Origin of the sequence: Azospira sp. I13 (assembly GCF_003112695.1) — a bacterium.
In the GTDB taxonomy this organism is placed as follows: Bacteria; Pseudomonadota; Gammaproteobacteria; order Burkholderiales; family Rhodocyclaceae; genus Azospira.
The window spans coordinates 115,478-131,129 of sequence record NZ_BFBP01000010.1; the positions used below are offsets into that span (position 1 = coordinate 115,478).

Annotated in this window: 18 protein-coding genes; 8 read left to right on the forward strand and 10 right to left on the reverse strand. The window is 62.5% G+C overall.

Annotated elements, in window-relative coordinates:
• Nucleotides 1-46 precede the first annotated feature (46 nt).
• Nucleotides 47-424, forward strand: coding sequence for an oxidoreductase (locus tag AZSI13_RS09305; RefSeq protein WP_109040896.1), 378 nt, complete (start codon nucleotides 47-49; stop codon nucleotides 422-424).
• A gap of 83 nt (nucleotides 425-507) precedes the next feature.
• Here AZSI13_RS09305 and AZSI13_RS09310 read toward each other — a convergent pair whose 3' ends face one another.
• The gene (locus AZSI13_RS09310; protein WP_109040897.1) at nucleotides 508-2,391 is read right to left on the reverse strand and encodes a potassium transporter Kup; all 1,884 of its coding nucleotides are present in this window, start codon (nucleotides 2,389-2,391) and stop codon (nucleotides 508-510) included.
• A gap of 334 nt (nucleotides 2,392-2,725) precedes the next feature.
• Here AZSI13_RS09310 and minC point away from each other — a divergent pair, with 334 nt between their 5' ends.
• Genes minC through minE form a run of 3 tightly spaced genes read left to right on the forward strand, consistent with a single transcriptional unit; the run spans nucleotide 2,726 to nucleotide 4,662 of the window.
• On the forward strand, nucleotides 2,726-3,541 hold the full coding sequence (minC, locus tag AZSI13_RS09315) for a septum site-determining protein MinC (protein WP_109040898.1): 816 nt from the start codon (nucleotides 2,726-2,728) through the stop codon (nucleotides 3,539-3,541).
• A gap of 40 nt (nucleotides 3,542-3,581) precedes the next feature.
• A complete protein-coding gene (minD, locus tag AZSI13_RS09320) occupies nucleotides 3,582-4,394 on the forward strand; it encodes a septum site-determining protein MinD (RefSeq protein ID WP_109040899.1) in 813 nt (270 codons plus the stop codon).
• A 1-nt stretch (nucleotide 4,395) separates the two neighbouring features.
• Nucleotides 4,396-4,662: a cell division topological specificity factor MinE gene (gene minE, locus AZSI13_RS09325; protein ID WP_109040900.1), complete on the forward strand. Its 267-nt coding sequence runs from the start codon at nucleotides 4,396-4,398 to the stop codon at nucleotides 4,660-4,662.
• A gap of 140 nt (nucleotides 4,663-4,802) precedes the next feature.
• Here minE and AZSI13_RS09330 read toward each other — a convergent pair whose 3' ends face one another.
• The 7 genes from AZSI13_RS09330 to rpe form a co-directional block, all read right to left on the reverse strand.
• Nucleotides 4,803-5,921, reverse strand: coding sequence for a porin (locus tag AZSI13_RS09330; protein WP_165833432.1), 1,119 nt, complete (start codon nucleotides 5,919-5,921; stop codon nucleotides 4,803-4,805).
• Nucleotides 5,922-6,203: 282 nt separating this feature from the next.
• Entirely contained in the window at nucleotides 6,204-7,001 is a 798-nt protein-coding gene (gene trpC / locus AZSI13_RS09335; RefSeq protein ID WP_109040902.1) for an indole-3-glycerol phosphate synthase TrpC, read from the reverse strand.
• Nucleotides 6,998-8,020 (reverse strand): anthranilate phosphoribosyltransferase, encoded by a 1,023-nt coding sequence (gene trpD, locus AZSI13_RS09340; RefSeq protein WP_109040903.1) that lies wholly within the window; start codon nucleotides 8,018-8,020, stop codon nucleotides 6,998-7,000. The genes trpC and trpD overlap by 4 nt, the downstream gene beginning before the upstream one ends.
• Entirely contained in the window at nucleotides 8,017-8,589 is a 573-nt protein-coding gene (locus tag AZSI13_RS09345; RefSeq protein WP_109040904.1) for an aminodeoxychorismate/anthranilate synthase component II, read from the reverse strand. The genes trpD and AZSI13_RS09345 overlap by 4 nt, the downstream gene beginning before the upstream one ends.
• A gap of 10 nt (nucleotides 8,590-8,599) precedes the next feature.
• Entirely contained in the window at nucleotides 8,600-10,075 is a 1,476-nt protein-coding gene (trpE, locus tag AZSI13_RS09350; RefSeq protein WP_109040905.1) for an anthranilate synthase component I, read from the reverse strand.
• Nucleotides 10,076-10,294: 219 nt separating this feature from the next.
• Nucleotides 10,295-10,957 carry a phosphoglycolate phosphatase gene (locus AZSI13_RS09355; protein WP_109040906.1) on the reverse strand — a complete coding sequence of 221 codons (663 nt, stop codon included), beginning with the start codon at nucleotides 10,955-10,957 and terminating at the stop codon, nucleotides 10,295-10,297.
• Between the two features lie 7 nt (nucleotides 10,958-10,964).
• Nucleotides 10,965-11,654, reverse strand: a complete 690-nt coding sequence (gene rpe, locus AZSI13_RS09360) for a ribulose-phosphate 3-epimerase (protein ID WP_109040907.1) — start codon at nucleotides 11,652-11,654, stop codon at nucleotides 10,965-10,967.
• A 119-nt stretch (nucleotides 11,655-11,773) separates the two neighbouring features.
• Here rpe and apaG point away from each other — a divergent pair, with 119 nt between their 5' ends.
• Nucleotides 11,774-12,157 carry a Co2+/Mg2+ efflux protein ApaG gene (gene apaG, locus AZSI13_RS09365; protein ID WP_109040908.1) on the forward strand — a complete coding sequence of 128 codons (384 nt, stop codon included), beginning with the start codon at nucleotides 11,774-11,776 and terminating at the stop codon, nucleotides 12,155-12,157.
• 7 nt (nucleotides 12,158-12,164) lie between these two features.
• A complete protein-coding gene (locus AZSI13_RS09370) occupies nucleotides 12,165-12,758 on the forward strand; it encodes a class I SAM-dependent methyltransferase (protein WP_109040909.1) in 594 nt (197 codons plus the stop codon).
• 18 nt (nucleotides 12,759-12,776) lie between these two features.
• On the opposite strand, the gene AZSI13_RS09375 is transcribed toward AZSI13_RS09370, so the two are convergent.
• On the reverse strand, nucleotides 12,777-13,682 hold the full coding sequence (locus AZSI13_RS09375; RefSeq protein WP_109040910.1) for a LysR substrate-binding domain-containing protein: 906 nt from the start codon (nucleotides 13,680-13,682) through the stop codon (nucleotides 12,777-12,779).
• 197 nt (nucleotides 13,683-13,879) lie between these two features.
• On the opposite strand from AZSI13_RS09375, the gene AZSI13_RS09380 reads away from it, so the two are divergent.
• Together AZSI13_RS09380 and AZSI13_RS18195 are read left to right on the forward strand one after the other, a co-directional pair.
• Nucleotides 13,880-14,857: a cytochrome-c peroxidase gene (locus AZSI13_RS09380; protein WP_109040911.1), complete on the forward strand. Its 978-nt coding sequence runs from the start codon at nucleotides 13,880-13,882 to the stop codon at nucleotides 14,855-14,857.
• 133 nt (nucleotides 14,858-14,990) lie between these two features.
• Nucleotides 14,991-15,122 carry a hypothetical protein gene (locus AZSI13_RS18195; RefSeq protein ID WP_268807524.1) on the forward strand — a complete coding sequence of 44 codons (132 nt, stop codon included), beginning with the start codon at nucleotides 14,991-14,993 and terminating at the stop codon, nucleotides 15,120-15,122.
• A gap of 107 nt (nucleotides 15,123-15,229) precedes the next feature.
• Here the strand turns inward: AZSI13_RS18195 and AZSI13_RS17295 are convergent, their stop codons facing one another.
• Nucleotides 15,230-15,439 (reverse strand): hypothetical protein, encoded by a 210-nt coding sequence (locus AZSI13_RS17295; protein ID WP_133247301.1) that lies wholly within the window; start codon nucleotides 15,437-15,439, stop codon nucleotides 15,230-15,232.
• Nucleotides 15,440-15,652: the final 213 nt, after the last annotated feature.

The following is a 15,652-nucleotide window of genomic DNA, read 5'->3' on the forward strand; positions in this document are numbered from 1 at the left end:
ATCCACGGGCAGACTGGCGGTTTTTCGAACCTGGAGTTTCAACACCATGCAAGGCTTCCGCATTGCCGTCGTCGGCGCCGGCGAAACCGGCACCCCCCTGCTCAAGCAGCTGCTGACCGCCCCCTTCGTCACCGTCCTCGGCGTCGCCGACCTGGACCTCTCCATGCCCGGCATCGCCCTGGCCCGGGAGCATGGCGTCAAGGTCACCGACAACTTCATGGAACTGCTGAGCCAGGAAAGCAACGTGGATATCGTCATCGACGTCACCGGCGCCCCCAAGGTGCGGGAAGCCCTGCGCAAGCACATGGTGGACAGCGGCAACGATCACACCCTGATCATGCACGAACGCATCGCCCTGCTGATGCTCTCCCTCTCCGCCGGCAAGCTGGTGAACGGCAAGCACGGGGACCAGGAATACGCGTGAGCCAAGGCTCCGGTAATAAAAAAAGCCGCCCGAGGGCGGCTTTTTCTTTGGGGCCGGGCCAAACACCCAGCCGCCCCGGAGGGCTAGAGAACCACCTGGGTCCCCAACTCCACCACCCGGTTGGAGGGAATCTTGAAGAAGCTGGTGGCACTACCGGCGTTGCGGAACAGGGCAATGAAGAGCTTCTCGCGCCAAAAGGCCATTTCCGAGCCAAGACGGGGGATCAGGGTCTCCCGGCCGAGGAAGAAGGAGGTCTCCAGCATCTCGAAGGTCAGGCCGGAGTCGGCACAGAGGGAGAGGGCCTGGGGAATGTCCGGTTCATCCTTGAAGCCATACTGGACGATGACCCGCCAGAAGTTCTCCTTAAGCTTATGCACTTCCACCCGGTCAATCTCCGGCACGTAGGGCACGTCGAAAATCTGCACCGACACCATGATCACCCGCTCGTGCAGCACCTTGTTGTGCATCAGGTTGTGCAGCAGGGCATGGGGCACGCCATTGGGGTCAGCGTTGAGGAAAACGGCCGTCCCCGGCACCCGGGAAGGCGGCGCCACGGCAATACTGTCGATAAAGGGCAGCAGTTGCAGCGCTTCGCCCTTGAGGCGGTCGGCCAGCAACTGACGGCCCCGCTTCCAGGTGGTCATGAGGACGAAAACGAAGACGCCGACCACCAGGGGGAACCAGCCGCCATCCGGAATCTTCAGGATGTTGGCGGCCAGGAAAGTCAATTCCACCACCAGGAAGCCGGCAAACAGCAGCACAGCGCGGCTCCAGCCCCACCCCCAGACTTTGGCTGCCACCACGGTGGCCAGCAGGGAAGTAATGACCATGTCGCCGGTCACGGCAATGCCGTAGGCCGCCGCCAGGTTGTTGGAAGACTTGAAGCCCAGCACCAGCACGGCTACGGCACCAAAAAGACCCCAGTTCACACCGGGCAGGTAAATCTGGCCTTGCTCCTTCTCGGAAGTGTGCTGCACTTCCATGCGCGGCACGAAACCGAGTTGCATGGCTTGGCGGGTCACCGAGAAAGCGCCGGAAATGACGGCCTGACAGGCGATCACGGTGGCCACGGTCGCGAGGGCTACCAGAGGCATGACCGCCCAGTCGGGGGCGGAGTTGAAGAAGGGATTGGCGGCGGCGGCGGGGTCGTCCAAGATCAGGGCGCCCTGGCCGAAGTAGTTGAGCACCAGGGCCGGCAGCACGAAGCTGAACCAGGCCAGCTGGATGGGCTTACGGCCAAAATGCCCCATATCTGCATAGAGGGCCTCGGCGCCGGTCACCGCCAGCACTACGTTGCCCATGGCCACCAGGGCCATGGCCTTGTTGGCAAAGAGGAACTCGATGCCGTACAGGGGATTGGCCGCCAGCAGCACGTGGGGATTGGCCATGATGTTCCACAAGCCCAGCAGGGCCAGGGTGGAAAACCAGGCCAACATCACCGGACCAAACAGCACCCCCACCGTGGCAGTACCCCGGCGCTGGATGAAAAACAGGCCGAACAGCACAAAGAGGGTGATGGGAATGATGTAGGGCTTGAAGCTCGGGGTTACGATCTCCAGGCCTTCCACGGCGGAAAGCACGGAAATGGCAGGGGTCACCATGCCGTCACCGTAGAACATGGCGGCACCGAGAATGCCGATGACCATGATGATTTTCTGCCGCCTGGCCTTGCCCTGGGACTCGTGCAGGGCAAGGGCGATGAGGGCCATGATGCCCCCCTCGCCCCGATTGTCAGCCCGCATGATGAACGCCACATATTTCAGGGACACCACAATGATGAGGGCCCAGAAAAAGAGGGAGAGGCTGCCGAGCACATTGGCCTCGGTCAGGGGGATAGGGTGGTTTCCGGCAAAAACTTCTTTCATGGCGTACAGCGGGCTGGTCCCGATGTCGCCATAAACCACGCCCAGTGCGGCCAGGGCCAGTGCGGCCAGGCGCGACTTGGTGGTCTGAACGGAATCGTGCATGCGAACTCCCGAAAGAGATGACTGACAGCGCTTCGATGCACTCCCGCCGCTTTTTCAACGTCTGCCGATATTTTCGGTGCACGCCTGCGGCTTCGGGAATGCCGGCGGGGAGAACCCAAAAATAAGGCGCTCCTCGCCACGGAGGCCCGTAAGGGCATCCGGAGGACCGCCAGTGTATACCGTTTTTTGCAACGCAACATTGCCGTTTTCCCAACCTTACCCCCACTCCCCCACCGATTCATGCCGGCGTCCTTGACAAGGATGCAGACGGTGGCGGAAACCCGCCAACTGTCTGGTAAACTTGCGGTTTCCACATCCAAGCCCCCGGGCCCCCATGAAGTCAGCCCCCAAGTCCCTTGCCCTGCTCGAAATCAAGGGCACCACCCTGGCCATGACGGTATTGCAGGCTACGCTCCGCTCGGCAGACCTGCCCTCCCTGGCCGACAGCCTTTCCGACCAGTACGGCCCCGAATCCGATTTTTTCAGTTTCGAACCCACCATCATCGATCTGGGCGAGCTTCCTGGCGACGTATCCCTGGACTGGTCGGAACTGCTGCCCCTGCTGCGCCGCTACCGGCTAGCCCCGATCGGCATCCGCAACAGCAGCGCCGATCAGGCCGCAGCGGCCCGGGTGGCCGGCCTGGTCATCGTCGAGGAAGCCGAAACGGCTGTCCGCCACGGCGCACGGCGCAGCGAACCTGAAGCCCCTGCCGCCGAATCCGTACCCGCAGCACCGGTTGCCGCCGTGCCGAGCCAAAGCGAACTGGATATTGCGCCGGTCGCTGCCCCCGTGCCGGCAGCCCCGCTCCCCGCCGCCACCCTGGTCCTGGACAAGCCCTTGCGCTCCGGCCAGCAGGTCTATGCCCGAGGCGGTGATCTGGTGGTACTGGCCATGGTCAGCCCGGGGGCCGAGGTCATTGCCGATGGCCACATCCACGTCTATGCCCCCTTGCGGGGCCGCGCCCTGGCCGGCGCCCGGGGCGACGTCAATGCCCGCATCTTTACCACCTGCTTCGAGGCGGAACTGACTTCCATTGCCGGGGTGTATCGCACCTTCGAGCCCGGCGCGGAAAAGGCCCTCACCAGCAAGCCGGTACAAATCCATCTGGAGGGGGAAAAGCTCGTCCTAACTCCCCTCAAGACCTGCTGACATCCTCCGAATCATCAACCTTTCACATTCCCGAGGTCCCATGAGAATCATCGTCGTCACTTCCGGCAAGGGTGGGGTAGGCAAGACCACCACCAGCGCTGCCTTCGCCTCCGGCCTCGCCCTGCGTGGTTTCAAGACTGCGGTCATCGACTTTGACGTCGGCCTGCGCAACCTGGACCTGATCATGGGCTGCGAACGCCGGGTGGTCTATGACCTGGTAAACGTCATCAATGGCGAAGCCAACCTGACCCAGGCCCTGATCAAGGACAAGCACGCCGAGAACCTCTTCGTGCTGCCCGCCTCCCAGACCCGGGACAAGGACGCCCTGACCGAGGAAGGTGTGGAAAAGGTGCTCAAGGAACTGGAGCACATGGGCTTTGACTACGTGGTCTGCGACTCCCCTGCCGGCATCGAGCGGGGTGCCGTCATGGCCCTGACCTTCGCCGACGAGGCCATTGTCGTTTCCAATCCGGAAGTTTCCTCCGTACGCGACTCGGACCGCATCCTGGGCATCGTCCAGTCCAAGTCCCGCCGTGCCAAGGAGGGCAGCGAGGCGGTCAAGGAACATCTGCTGGTAACCCGCTACTCCCCGAAACGGGTAGACGATGGGGAAATGCTCTCCTTCAAGGATGTGCATGAACTGCTGCGCATTCCCCTGCTAGGCGTCATTCCCGAATCCGAAGTGGTGCTGCAAGCCTCCAACCAGGGCACCCCGGCCATCCACATGAACGGCAGCGATGTTGCCGATGCCTATCAAGACATGGTGGCCCGCTTCCTCGGCGAGGAAGTCCCCCTGCGCTTCGTGGATTACGAAAAGCCCGGCCTGCTGAAGCGTCTGTTCGGAGGCAAGTGACATGTCCCTGCTCGACCTTCTCTTCGGCCAGAAGCCCAAGACCGCCTCGGTCGCCAAGGAACGCCTGCAGCTCATCATTGCCCGCGAACGCAGTGGCGAGCAAAGCTCCCCTGACTTTCTGCCGCAATTGCAGCAGGAGTTGATTGCCGTCATCTCCAAGTACGTCAAGGTGAATCAGGACGACATCAAGGTTTCCCTGGAAAAGAAAAACAACTTCGAGGTACTGGAAGTCAACATCGTCCTGCCGGAAGTCCCCACAGGCCGCTGACGACTGTTCGCTCAACAAAAAGGCCGGTGCGAGTTTCGCACCGGCCTTTTTGTTTGCCATGAATACGCTTAGATTCTTGCAATAAAAAACGGGCACCCGAAGGTGCCCGCTTTCAACTTCAAACTCTCGGTGAGGAGAGATTAGAAGGAGTGACGCAGACCAACTTGCACGCCGGAGTTGGTGGCGCCAGCAGCGGTACCGCCGATGGGGCTCACGCCGAAGCCGTAGTTGGCGAAGTCGTTGTTAGCCAGACGGGAGTAGGTAGCCTTCAGCAGGGTGCGCTTGGACAGGCTGTGCTCGTAACCGACGGCGAACAGCTTGGCACCGGTTTCGTTGGCGGTAGCACCAGCAACCTTCACGTCGCCAGCCTTGTAGTACTGAGCAACCAGCTTGCCGTTGGTGGTGACGTTGTAGGTACCACCGATACCCCAGACGTTTTGCTTGATGTCGGTACCGACGTTGTCGTCAGCCTTCACGCGGTCGTACATAACGCGCAGGGAAGCCACGCCGAAGTTGTAGGAACCGCCCAGACGCAGGTCCTTGGCCTTGGTGTCGTTCAGGTCGCCCAGAGCAACGTGGTTGTAGGTCAGACCAGCCATGATCGGGCCGTTGTTGTACACAGCACCAACGTCGTAACCCTTCAGGTTAGCCTTGACAACAGCGTTGTCCAGGGTCTTGTTTTCGCCAGAAACGTAAGCACCGGTCAGGGTGAAGCCGCTCAGGTTCGGGGAGATGTAGGCGATGGTGTTGCTGAAGCGGGTGTCGAAAACGGAGTTTTCGATGGTGGCGCCACGAGCAGCGGGAGCGCTGATCACGGGAACCATGTTACCCAGCTTGCCGATGATGCCGCTGTTGGCGCCAATGCCGGTGGAGCCAGCAAACACGTCCAGGGAAGCACCCAGAGCACGGGTCGGGCCGGTCAGGCGACCAGCAGCAACGGTACCGAAGCCACCAGCGATACCAGCGTAGGAATCACGAGCGGTGTTCAGGCCAGCACCGGTGTCGAAAGCGACGGAGGATTCGAACTGGAACACAGCCTTCAGGCCGTTGCCCAGATCTTCCAGGCCCTTGAAGCCGATGTAGGAAGAGTTGGTGGAAACACGGGTCATGGAGCCCAGGTCGGCGTTGCCGGCGGCGCTGGAGGTCTTGACGACGTCGAAGGTGGCGTCAGCAACACCGTAGATGGTGACGTTGGATTGAGCGAAAGCAGCGGTGGAAGCCAGGCCAGCGACGGCCAGAGCGATCAGTTTCTTTTGCATCAGGTTTTCTCCTCTTGCAATTAGGAAAGGCAGCGTTGTTTCCGTGCCCCTTGAATACCACCTCTGATTTGAGGGGTTGGACGGATTCTGGCAAAGGGACGGCAGGGGAGCAATCGCCATGGGCTTTCCCGGCACCTCTTTTTGAGCACCTGTTGTGTTTTTACAACACAACAACAGCATAAGCCAGGAATCCCTATGCCTTAAGCGATAAACGCCGCCCGGAGGCGGCGTTTATCGCCGTGTTGATTGCCATCTTCGCCCGTCAGGCGATGTCGGGTGAAATCAGCCGAACAGCTCGGCCAGCGCAGCGCCCGGCTGGGGCGCCCGCATGAAAGCCTCCCCGACGAGAAAGCTGGCGACGTTGTGTTCACGCATCAGCGCCACATCTGCGGGCGCAAGAATACCGCTCTCGGTCACCACCAAACGCTCGGCACCAATGCGGGGCAACAACCCAAGGGTGGTTTGCAGGGAAACCTCAAAGGTCCGCAGATTGCGGTTGTTGATGCCCATCAGGGGCGTCCGCAACTGCAATGCCAGTTCCAGCTCGTCGCCATCATGAGACTCCACCAGTACGGCCATGCCCAGCTCCATGGCCAGGGCTTCCATTTCCTGCATCTGGGCCAGGCTCAGGGCGGAGACGATGAGCAGGATGGCATCTGCCCCCATGGCCCGAGCTTCATAGACCTGATAAGGATCGACGAGGAAGTCTTTGCGCAGGGCGGGCAACGCACAGGCGGCCCGGGCCGCCTGCAGATATTCCGGAGCGCCCTGGAAGTACTGACGATCCGTCAGCACGGAAAGACAGGCGGCACCATGGGCCGCGTAATCAGCTGCGATGGCGGCCGGATCGAAGTCCTCCCGGATCACCCCCTTGGAGGGGCTGGCCTTTTTGACTTCCGCAATAACGGCAGCGTGACCGGCAGCCAGCTTGGCGCGGATGGCACCGACGAAATCCCGGGCGGGGTCCATCTTGACCCGGGCCTCGGCCTCGGCACGGATCTCGGCCAGGGATTTACTGGCCTGCGCGGCCGCCACCTCGTCCTGCTTGGTAGCGAGAATCTTCTTGAGGATGTCGCTCATGCACCGGCTCCGGTGAAACGCACGAATTCGTCCAACTTGGCCCGGGCTGCGCCACAGGCGATCACATCCAGAGCCTTCTCCACCCCTTCAGCCATGGTCTCGGCCAAGCCAGCCACATAGAGGCTGGCACCGGCATTCAGGGCAACGATATCCCGGGCCGGGCCGTTCTTGCCTTCCAGGGCAGCCAGCACCATGGCCTTGGATTCTTCCACATTGCCCACCCGGATCACCCGGGGATCGTGCACCGGCAGGTTGAAGTCTTCCGGATGAATTTCGTATTCCAGGATGCGCCCGTCCTTCAGCTCGCCAATGAGCGTGCGACCGGAGTTGGAGATTTCATCCAGACCATCCACCCCGAATACAGTGAAAGCCCGCTGGGAGCCCAGGCGTTGCAGCACGCGGATGAGGATGCCTACCAGATCGGCATGGAACACTCCCAGCACCTGGCGCGCCGCGCCGGCCGGGTTGGTCAGGGGGCCAAGGATATTAAAAATGGTGCGCACCCCCAGCTCCCGACGCACCGGGGCGGCGTGTTTCATGGCGCCGTGGTGGTTGGGGGCGAACATGAAACCGATGCCCACGGTCTCGATGCACTCGGCAATGCGCTCGGGCGGCAAATTGAGGTTTACGCCCAGGGCTTCCAGCACGTCCGCCGAGCCGCTCTTGGAGGAAACGGAGCGGCCGCCGTGTTTGGCGACCTTGGCCCCGGCGGCGGCACAGACGAACATGGAGGTGGTGGAGACGTTGAAGGTGTGGGCACCATCACCGCCGGTACCGACGATATCCACCACGGCAGCGGGATCCTGCACCGGCACCTTGGTGGCGAACTCGCGCATCACCTGGGCAGCAGCGGCGATCTCGCCGATGGTTTCCTTCTTTACCCGCAGGGCCGTGGTGATGGCGGCGATCATCACCGGACTCATTTCGCCGGACATGATCTGGCGCATCAGCGCCAGCATTTCGTCGTGGAAGATTTCCCGGTGCTCGATACAGCGGGTCAAGGCTTCTTGCGGGCTCATTTGGCGTGCTCCTTGAGGAAATTCTGCAGCATGTCGTGGCCGTGTTCGGTGAGGATGGACTCGGGGTGGAACTGGACCCCTTCCACCGCCAGGGTCTTGTGCCGCACCCCCATGATTTCACCGTCGTCGGTCCAGGCAGTGATCTCCAGGCAGTCCGGCAGGCTTTCCCGCTCGATGGCCAAGGAGTGGTAACGGGTGCAGGTCACCGGATTGGGCAAGCCCTTGAAAACGCCCTGATCATTGTGATGCACGGGCGAAGTCTTGCCGTGCATCAGCTTCTTGGCATGCACGATGCGCCCGCCGAAGGCCTCGCCGATGGACTGATGGCCCAGGCACACGCCCAGCAGGGGAATCTTGCCGGCGAATTCGCGGATGGCCGCCAGGGAAACCCCCGCCTGCTGGGGCGCACAGGGCCCCGGGGAAATCACCAGATAGTCCGGGTTGAGACGGGCGATCTCGCCCAGGGTGATGGCGTCGTTGCGATAGACGCGCACATCCTGGCCCAGCTCGCCGAAGTACTGGACGATGTTGTAGGTGAAGCTGTCGTAGTTATCGATCATCAGCAGCATGGCAGCGCCCTCACTCGAAACGGGTATCGAGGCCGTTCTCGGCCATTTCCGCAGCCCGCAGCACGGCCCGGGCCTTGTTCTGGGTTTCCTGCCATTCGGAGCTGGGGTCCGAATCGGCGACGATGCCGGCCCCGGCCTGCACGTGCAACTGGCCATCCTTGATCACCGCGGTGCGGATGGCAATGGCCAGGTCCATATCGCCGTTGAAGCCCAGGTAGCCGATGGCGCCGCCGTAGATGCCGCGCTTCACCGGTTCCAGTTCGTCGATGATTTCCATGGCCCGCACCTTGGGGGCACCGGACAGGGTCCCGGCGGGAAAGGCCGCCTTCAGCACATCCAGGGCGGAGAGGCCCGGCTTGAGCTTGCCTTCCACGTTGGAAACGATGTGCATCACGTGGGAGTAACGCTCGATGCTCATGCGCTCGGTGAGCTTCACCGAGCCGGTCTGAGCCACCCGGCCGACGTCGTTGCGGCCCAGGTCCAGCAGCTGTACGTGTTCGGCGATTTCCTTCTGGTCCGCCAGCAGATCCTCAGCCAGGGCCGCATCCTCCTCCGGCGTCGCTCCCCGCTTGCGGGTGCCGGCGATGGGCCGCACCGTCACGGTATCGCCTTCCAGACGGGTGAGGATTTCGGGGGAAGCACCCACCACATGGAAGTCCTCGAAATCGAAGTAAAACATGTAGGGGGAAGGGTTAAGGGTACGCAGGGCCCGGTATAGGGACAACGGGCTGGCAGTGAAGGGCTTGGTCATGCGCTGGGACAGCACCACCTGCATGATGTCGCCTTCGGTGATGTAGCCCTTGGCCTTGGCCACCGCCTGCTTGAAGGGCGCCTCGCCGAAGATGGAAACGGCCGGCTGGGAAGCTGCCGGCTTTTCCTCGGGAATGGGCGCCGGGGTGCGCAGTTGCGCCAGCAGTTCCTTCAGCCGGGCCTTGGCTTTCTGAAAGGCCCCGGGGAAGCCAGGCTCGGCATAAACCACCAGGCTCAGCTTGCCGGAGAGGTTATCCACCACTGCGATCTCCTCCGAGAGCAGCAGCAGAATGTCCGGCGTACCCAGCTCATCGTGCTTGGCCGCCTTGGTCAGGCGGGTTTCCACATAGCGCACCGTGTCGTAGCCGAAGCAGCCCACCAGGCCGCCGCAGAAGCGGGGCAGGCCGGCGTAGGGAGCGACGCGGAAGCGCTGCTGGAAGCTCTCGATGAACTCCAGGGGATTGGTGTCGTTTTCACGCTCGGCGATGCGCTGTCCGGTCAGCACCATGACCTGGTGGCCATAGACGGCGATGCGGGTGGGGCTGGAAAGCCCGATGATGGAATAGCGGCCGAAGCGCTCACCGCCCTGCACGGACTCCAGCAGGTAGGTGTAGGGGCCGTTGGCCAGCTTCAGGTAGATGGAAAGGGGCGTGTCGAGATCGGCAAAGGTCTCGAGGGTCACGGGGATACGGTTGTACCCCTGCGCGGCAAGCGCGTTGAATTCGGTTTCGGTCATGGGGACCTCGCAAGTACGACAGGTTGTATTTCAATGCTTGCCCGGGGTGTTTGGGTTTCAACCCGCCGCCCGGGCCCGGGCGGGTAATTATCAGCGTTGGCGCGGGGAGCGCCAGTCAACGCAGACGCGGCCACGCCAGCCCCAGGCGGCGCGGTTACCCATCAGGAAAGCATTGAACTTGCGGGTCACGGTGAAGTGTCGATTCGGAGTCGGTATCGATTAAGCGCCGGCCGCCCAACGGGCCGCTGCGACGAGGTCCGATACTAGCGCATCGCAATCGGCGCTGTCTACGGGCCGCCCCTCGTTGTAACCATAGGGCACGCAGATCACCGGGCAGCTGGCGGCCCGGGCCGACTCGATGTCGTTGTGGGAGTCACCCACATGCAGATTAAGGTCCGGCGCCACGCCCAGCCGGGCACAGGCATGCAACAGGGGCTCGGGCCGCGGCTTCTTGAAAGCAAGGGTGTCGCCGGAGACGACCACGTCGAAATAGCCGGCCAGGCCCATGCGTTCCAGCAGGGGGCCGGTAAAGGCCGCCGGCTTGTTGGTCACTACGCCCAGGGGCAGATCTAAGGCACGGAAGGCTTCCAGCCCCGCCACCACGCCGGGATAGACCGTGCTGGCCCGACCGTTGATCTCCGCATAGTGCTTGCGGAAGGCGGCAATGCCGGCCTCCAGCAGCGTTGCCTCGGGCACTACATCCCAGGTCAGGCAGCGCTCCACCAGCACCGCCATGCCCTTGCCGACGAAACGGTGGATGTCGCCGTCCGTGCGGGGTGGCTGGCCCAGCTCGGCCAGCATGGCGTGGCAGGCGGCCGCCAAGTCGGGGATGGAATCGACCAGGGTACCGTCCAGGTCGAAGGTGGCCGCACGCAGGCGCATCGGCGAATCAGGCCTTGGCCAGTTCGCTGCGCAGGGCGGCAATCACCGAGTCGTAGCGATGGGGGTCGCTGTCCTTCCCGGCACCATAAACGGCAGAACCGGCAACGAAGGTATCGGCACCGGCCCGGGCGACCTCGGCGATATTATCCACCTTCACCCCGCCATCAATTTCCAGGCGGATCTGGCGACCGGTACGGGCGGTATAGGCATCAATTTTGGCCCGGGCTTCCCGCAGCTTGTTGAGGGTCCCGGGGATGAACTTCTGGCCGCCGAAGCCCGGGTTCACGCTCATGATCAGCACCACGTCCAACTTATCCATGACGTAGTCCATGTAGTGGAGGGGCGTCGCCGGATTGAAGACCAGGCCGGCCTGGCAGCCGCAGTCATGGATCAGGCCAAGACTGCGGTCCACGTGCTCGGAGGCTTCCGGGTGGAAGGTGATGATATTGGCACCGGCCTTGGCAAAGTCGGGAATGATGCGATCCACCGGCTTAACCATCAGGTGAACGTCAATGGGCGCCTCGGTGTGGGGGCGGATGGCCTCGCAGACCAGGGGACCGATGGTGAGGTTGGGGACGTAATGGTTGTCCATCACGTCGAAGTGGATCCAGTCAGCGCCGGCAGCGATGACGGAACGGACCTCCTCCCCCAGCTTGGCAAAATCGGCGGAAAGGATACTGGGGGCAATGAGATTCATGGGGCGGCCTGCGGTGGAAAGTGGCGAGGGCCGGATTTTACCGTGAACCCGGGATGACTCCGGCTTGTCAGAGCCTGCGTAGTGTTGTGGAATGACACTTTCCCCCAACGGAAACTCCCATGGCCGAGAGCAAAAAATACGAAATCGCCGTGACCACCGCCCCCCAGTATCTGGAGGATCAATCCGATCCCGAGGCCGGGCGCTATGTCTTCGCCTACACCATCACCATCAGGAACACCGGCAGCATCGCTGCCCAGCTGATTTCCCGGCACTGGATCATCACCGACGCCAACGAGGAAGTGCAGGAAGTGCGGGGCCTCGGCGTGGTGGGCCACCAGCCCCTGCTCCAGCCGGGGGAGAGCTTTGAATACACCAGCGGCGCCTCCCTCAACACCCCAGTGGGCACCATGCGGGGCAGCTACCAGATGACGGCGGAAGACGGCACCCAGTTCGAAGCCGACATTCCGGAATTCACCCTGGCCATTCCCCGGGTACTGCACTAATACCGGCATGGGCCTCCGGCAGAGCTATACCCTGGCCGCCCCCATCTACGATGCCCTCCTGGCGGCGGCCACCCGCGAGGCACGTAAGCGTAGTCTGCAAGCCCTGCCAACCACGGCACAGCAGGTGCTTTTGTTGGGCGTTGGCACCGGCCTGGACCTGCCCCATCTCCCCGAGAACCGGCAATACACCGGCGTGGACCTGACGCCAGCCATGCTCGCCCGGGCCTGCGCCAAAGCCGGCCATCTGGATTTTCACCCGGTGCTGGGCGATGCCCAGTCCCTGCCCTTTGCCGATGGCAGCTTTGATGCTGTGGTCGCTCACCTCATCCTCGCAGTCGTACCCCAACCTCTGTGCTGCCTGGCAGAAGCCGCCCGGGTGCTGCGTCCCGGCGGCACCCTGCTGATTTTCGACAAGTTCCTGCGCCCCGGCCAGCGGGCGCCACTGCGCCGTCTGCTGACCCCCTTGGCCGGCAAACTGGCCAGCCGCCTCGACGTAGAGTTCGAAACCTTGCATCGGGCAATGCCCCGCCTGGTGCTGGAAGAGGATCGCCCGGCCTTGGCCGGCGGCTGGTTCCGCACCCTGCGCCTGCACCGCTGTTGAAAACAACATCCCCAAAATTCAGTGGACGTGCTGGTAACTCGGGTTGTCGATACCGGCAACGGCCCGACACAGGGCTTCGATAGCCTTCGGCCGGGTAAAGCCCACCCGCCAGGCCAGGGCAATACGCCGGGAAGGTACCGGCGGCTTGAAACGCACTTCCCGCAGCAAGTCCGTCGAATAGGGCTTGCATAGCGCGCCGGCCGGCAGCACCGACAGGCCGAAACCGGAGGCCACCATGCAGCGGATGGTCTCGATGGAATGCCCCTGGCGCACCTCGGTGTCGGCCCCGCTGATCTGGGGACAGGCATCCATCACCTGATCACGGAAGCAGTTACCGGCCTTGAGCAGCAGCACATCCTCGGCCGCCACCTCGTCGGAGCCGATTTCCTCCTTGTTTTCCCAGGGATGCCCCTTGGGCACCACCACCTTGAAGGGCTCGTCGTAGAGGGGCCGCGTCACCACACCGGTCTGGTCGAAAGGCAGGGCCAGGATGGCCGCATCCACCTCGCCGTGGCGCAGCATCTCCGCCAGGGTGGCGGTCATGGTTTCCTCGATGGCCAGGGGCATGTCGGGGGCGATGCCCTTCAGGGAAACGATCAGCTCCGGCAACAAATACGGGCCGATGGTGTGGATGACTCCCAGCTTGAAGCCGCCTTCCAGCTGGTTGCGGCCCCGGTGGGCAATCTGGCGGATGCGATCCGCCTCCTCCAGGGCCCGGGCTGCCTGGTTCACCACCTGCTCGCCCACGTCGGTCAGGCTAACCTGGTTCTTGCCCCGCTCGAAAAGCAGGACCCCCAACTCCTCTTCCAGGCGCTGAATGGCCACGCTCAAGGTCGGCTGGCTGACGGAACATCGTTCCGCCGCCCGGGAAAATCGCCCTTCCTGGGCCAAGGCCACGATGTAGCGCAATTCGGTCAATGTCACGGTGCTTCTCCCTGATTTCCCTAGGCGGCGTTGGCTATTTCGACGTCCGTCAGCTGCCGGACTATAGGCTCTGGCTATTGGCCAAATAGGGAATTTCTATTATAACTCATTGATTTACATCAATATTGTACCTCATCAAGACGAGACAATCCCCTACTGAAAACAAGGTTTATTACCACTGCAAAAAGGGAGATGTCATGAAGAAGAAACTCGCCGTTCCGTTGTTGCTGGCTGGTCTGCTGGGGGCCGGCCTGGCCCAGGCTGCCGATCCTTACGCCAAGTTCAAGGAATACTACAAGCCCCTGCCCGCCATCGCCCCCATCCCGGCGGACAACCCCCAGACCGAAGCCAAGGTGGAACTGGGCAAGATGCTCTACTTCGATGCCCGCCTCTCCGGCGACGGCACCATTGCCTGCGCCACCTGCCACAACCCGGCCCTGGGCTATACCGACCGTATTCCCCGCGCCATTGGCCACGGTGCTGCCCGCGGCCCGCGCAACTCTCCCACTACCCTGAACGCTGCCTTCCTCACATCCCAGTTCTGGGACGGCCGCGCGCCCACCCTGGAAGCCCAGGCCCTGGGTCCTCTACAGGCCAATATCGAGCACAACATCACCCTGGACAAGGCCATCGCCATCCTCAAGGGCTTCCCCGAGTATCAGAAGCGCTTTACCGATGTCTTCGGCGGCAAGGAGCCGGTAACCCCGGAAAACCTGGCCAAGGCCATCGCCGCCTTCGAGCGCACCCTGATCACCCCCCACTCTCCCTTTGATCGCTATCTGGCCGGCGACGAAGCAGCCATCAGCAGCCAGCAAAAGAAGGGCATGAAGACCTTTGTCGAAAAGGGCTGCGTCGGCTGCCATAACGGCCCCAACTTCAGCGACGGTAACTTCTACGCCATCAAGGTGCCGGGCTCCACGGACGAAGGCCGCTACACGGTGACCAAGAAGGAGAGCGACAAGCACGCCTTCCGTACCCAGACCCTGCGCAACGTGGCCCTCACCTACCCCTACTTCAATAATGGCTCTGTCTGGAAGCTGGATGAAGCCGTGAAGATCATGGGCAAGGAAATGCTGAAGACCGACCTGAGCAAGGAAGAGGTGGAAGACCTGGTGGCCTTCCTCAACAGCCTGACCGGTGAAATGCCCAAGTTCACCATCCCCGCCCTGCCCTGAGTCCCGGGCAGCAGCATGACAACGGGGAGCCATGGCTCCCCGTTTTTGTTTTGACAGATGCCCTAAAGTCCCCGCCTGGCGTGCCGTTACAGGCCATACCTCGGTGCACATGGGATGCAACATGGCAGACAACATGAAACAACTGGAGAGCCTGATCGAAGCCATTCTGAGCGGTGACCGGGAGGCCACCATGACCATCACCCAGTTGCTGGAATGCCTCTCCCAGCCCTATCGCTGCGAACGCCTGCTCAAGGAAATGAGCTGAGTCGCAGGCGTCAGTGGCATGGCCAACCTGTCGGGATGGCCCCGCTCCACCAGAATCGATGACAGGCCCCGCTCCGGCGGGGCCTTGGCTTTTCCCCAGGTGCCTGTTCAGGCCATGCCGGCCAGCGCCCCTTGCAGATCGAAATCTGCGCCACCACCCTGCACCTGGCTGGCGATACTCTCCACCCGGGCCAGGTAACCCAGAGCCCGCAACTGTCCAGCCCAGAGCTCCGCATCTTCATGGGAGCCCAGCCAGGGGCCGGTATCAACGACCCATTTACCCCGATGGTCGAGCCATCTGCTGACTACGCGATGCACCTGCTGCGGTATCCAATCTGGGCGGGTGGAAGGGAATGCCAGCCCTACGCACAACACGGTGAGCGGCGGCAGAGTTATCCCATACCCGCCGCTTGAAAACACCTGGGTTGCCGCCCGATTGACAGCCAGCCGCCTTTGCTGAATGGCTTCTCCGGCAAGAAAAAAGCCCGCACGGGGCGGGCTTTTTGGGGCGAAAACGGGGAAGTCCCGCAA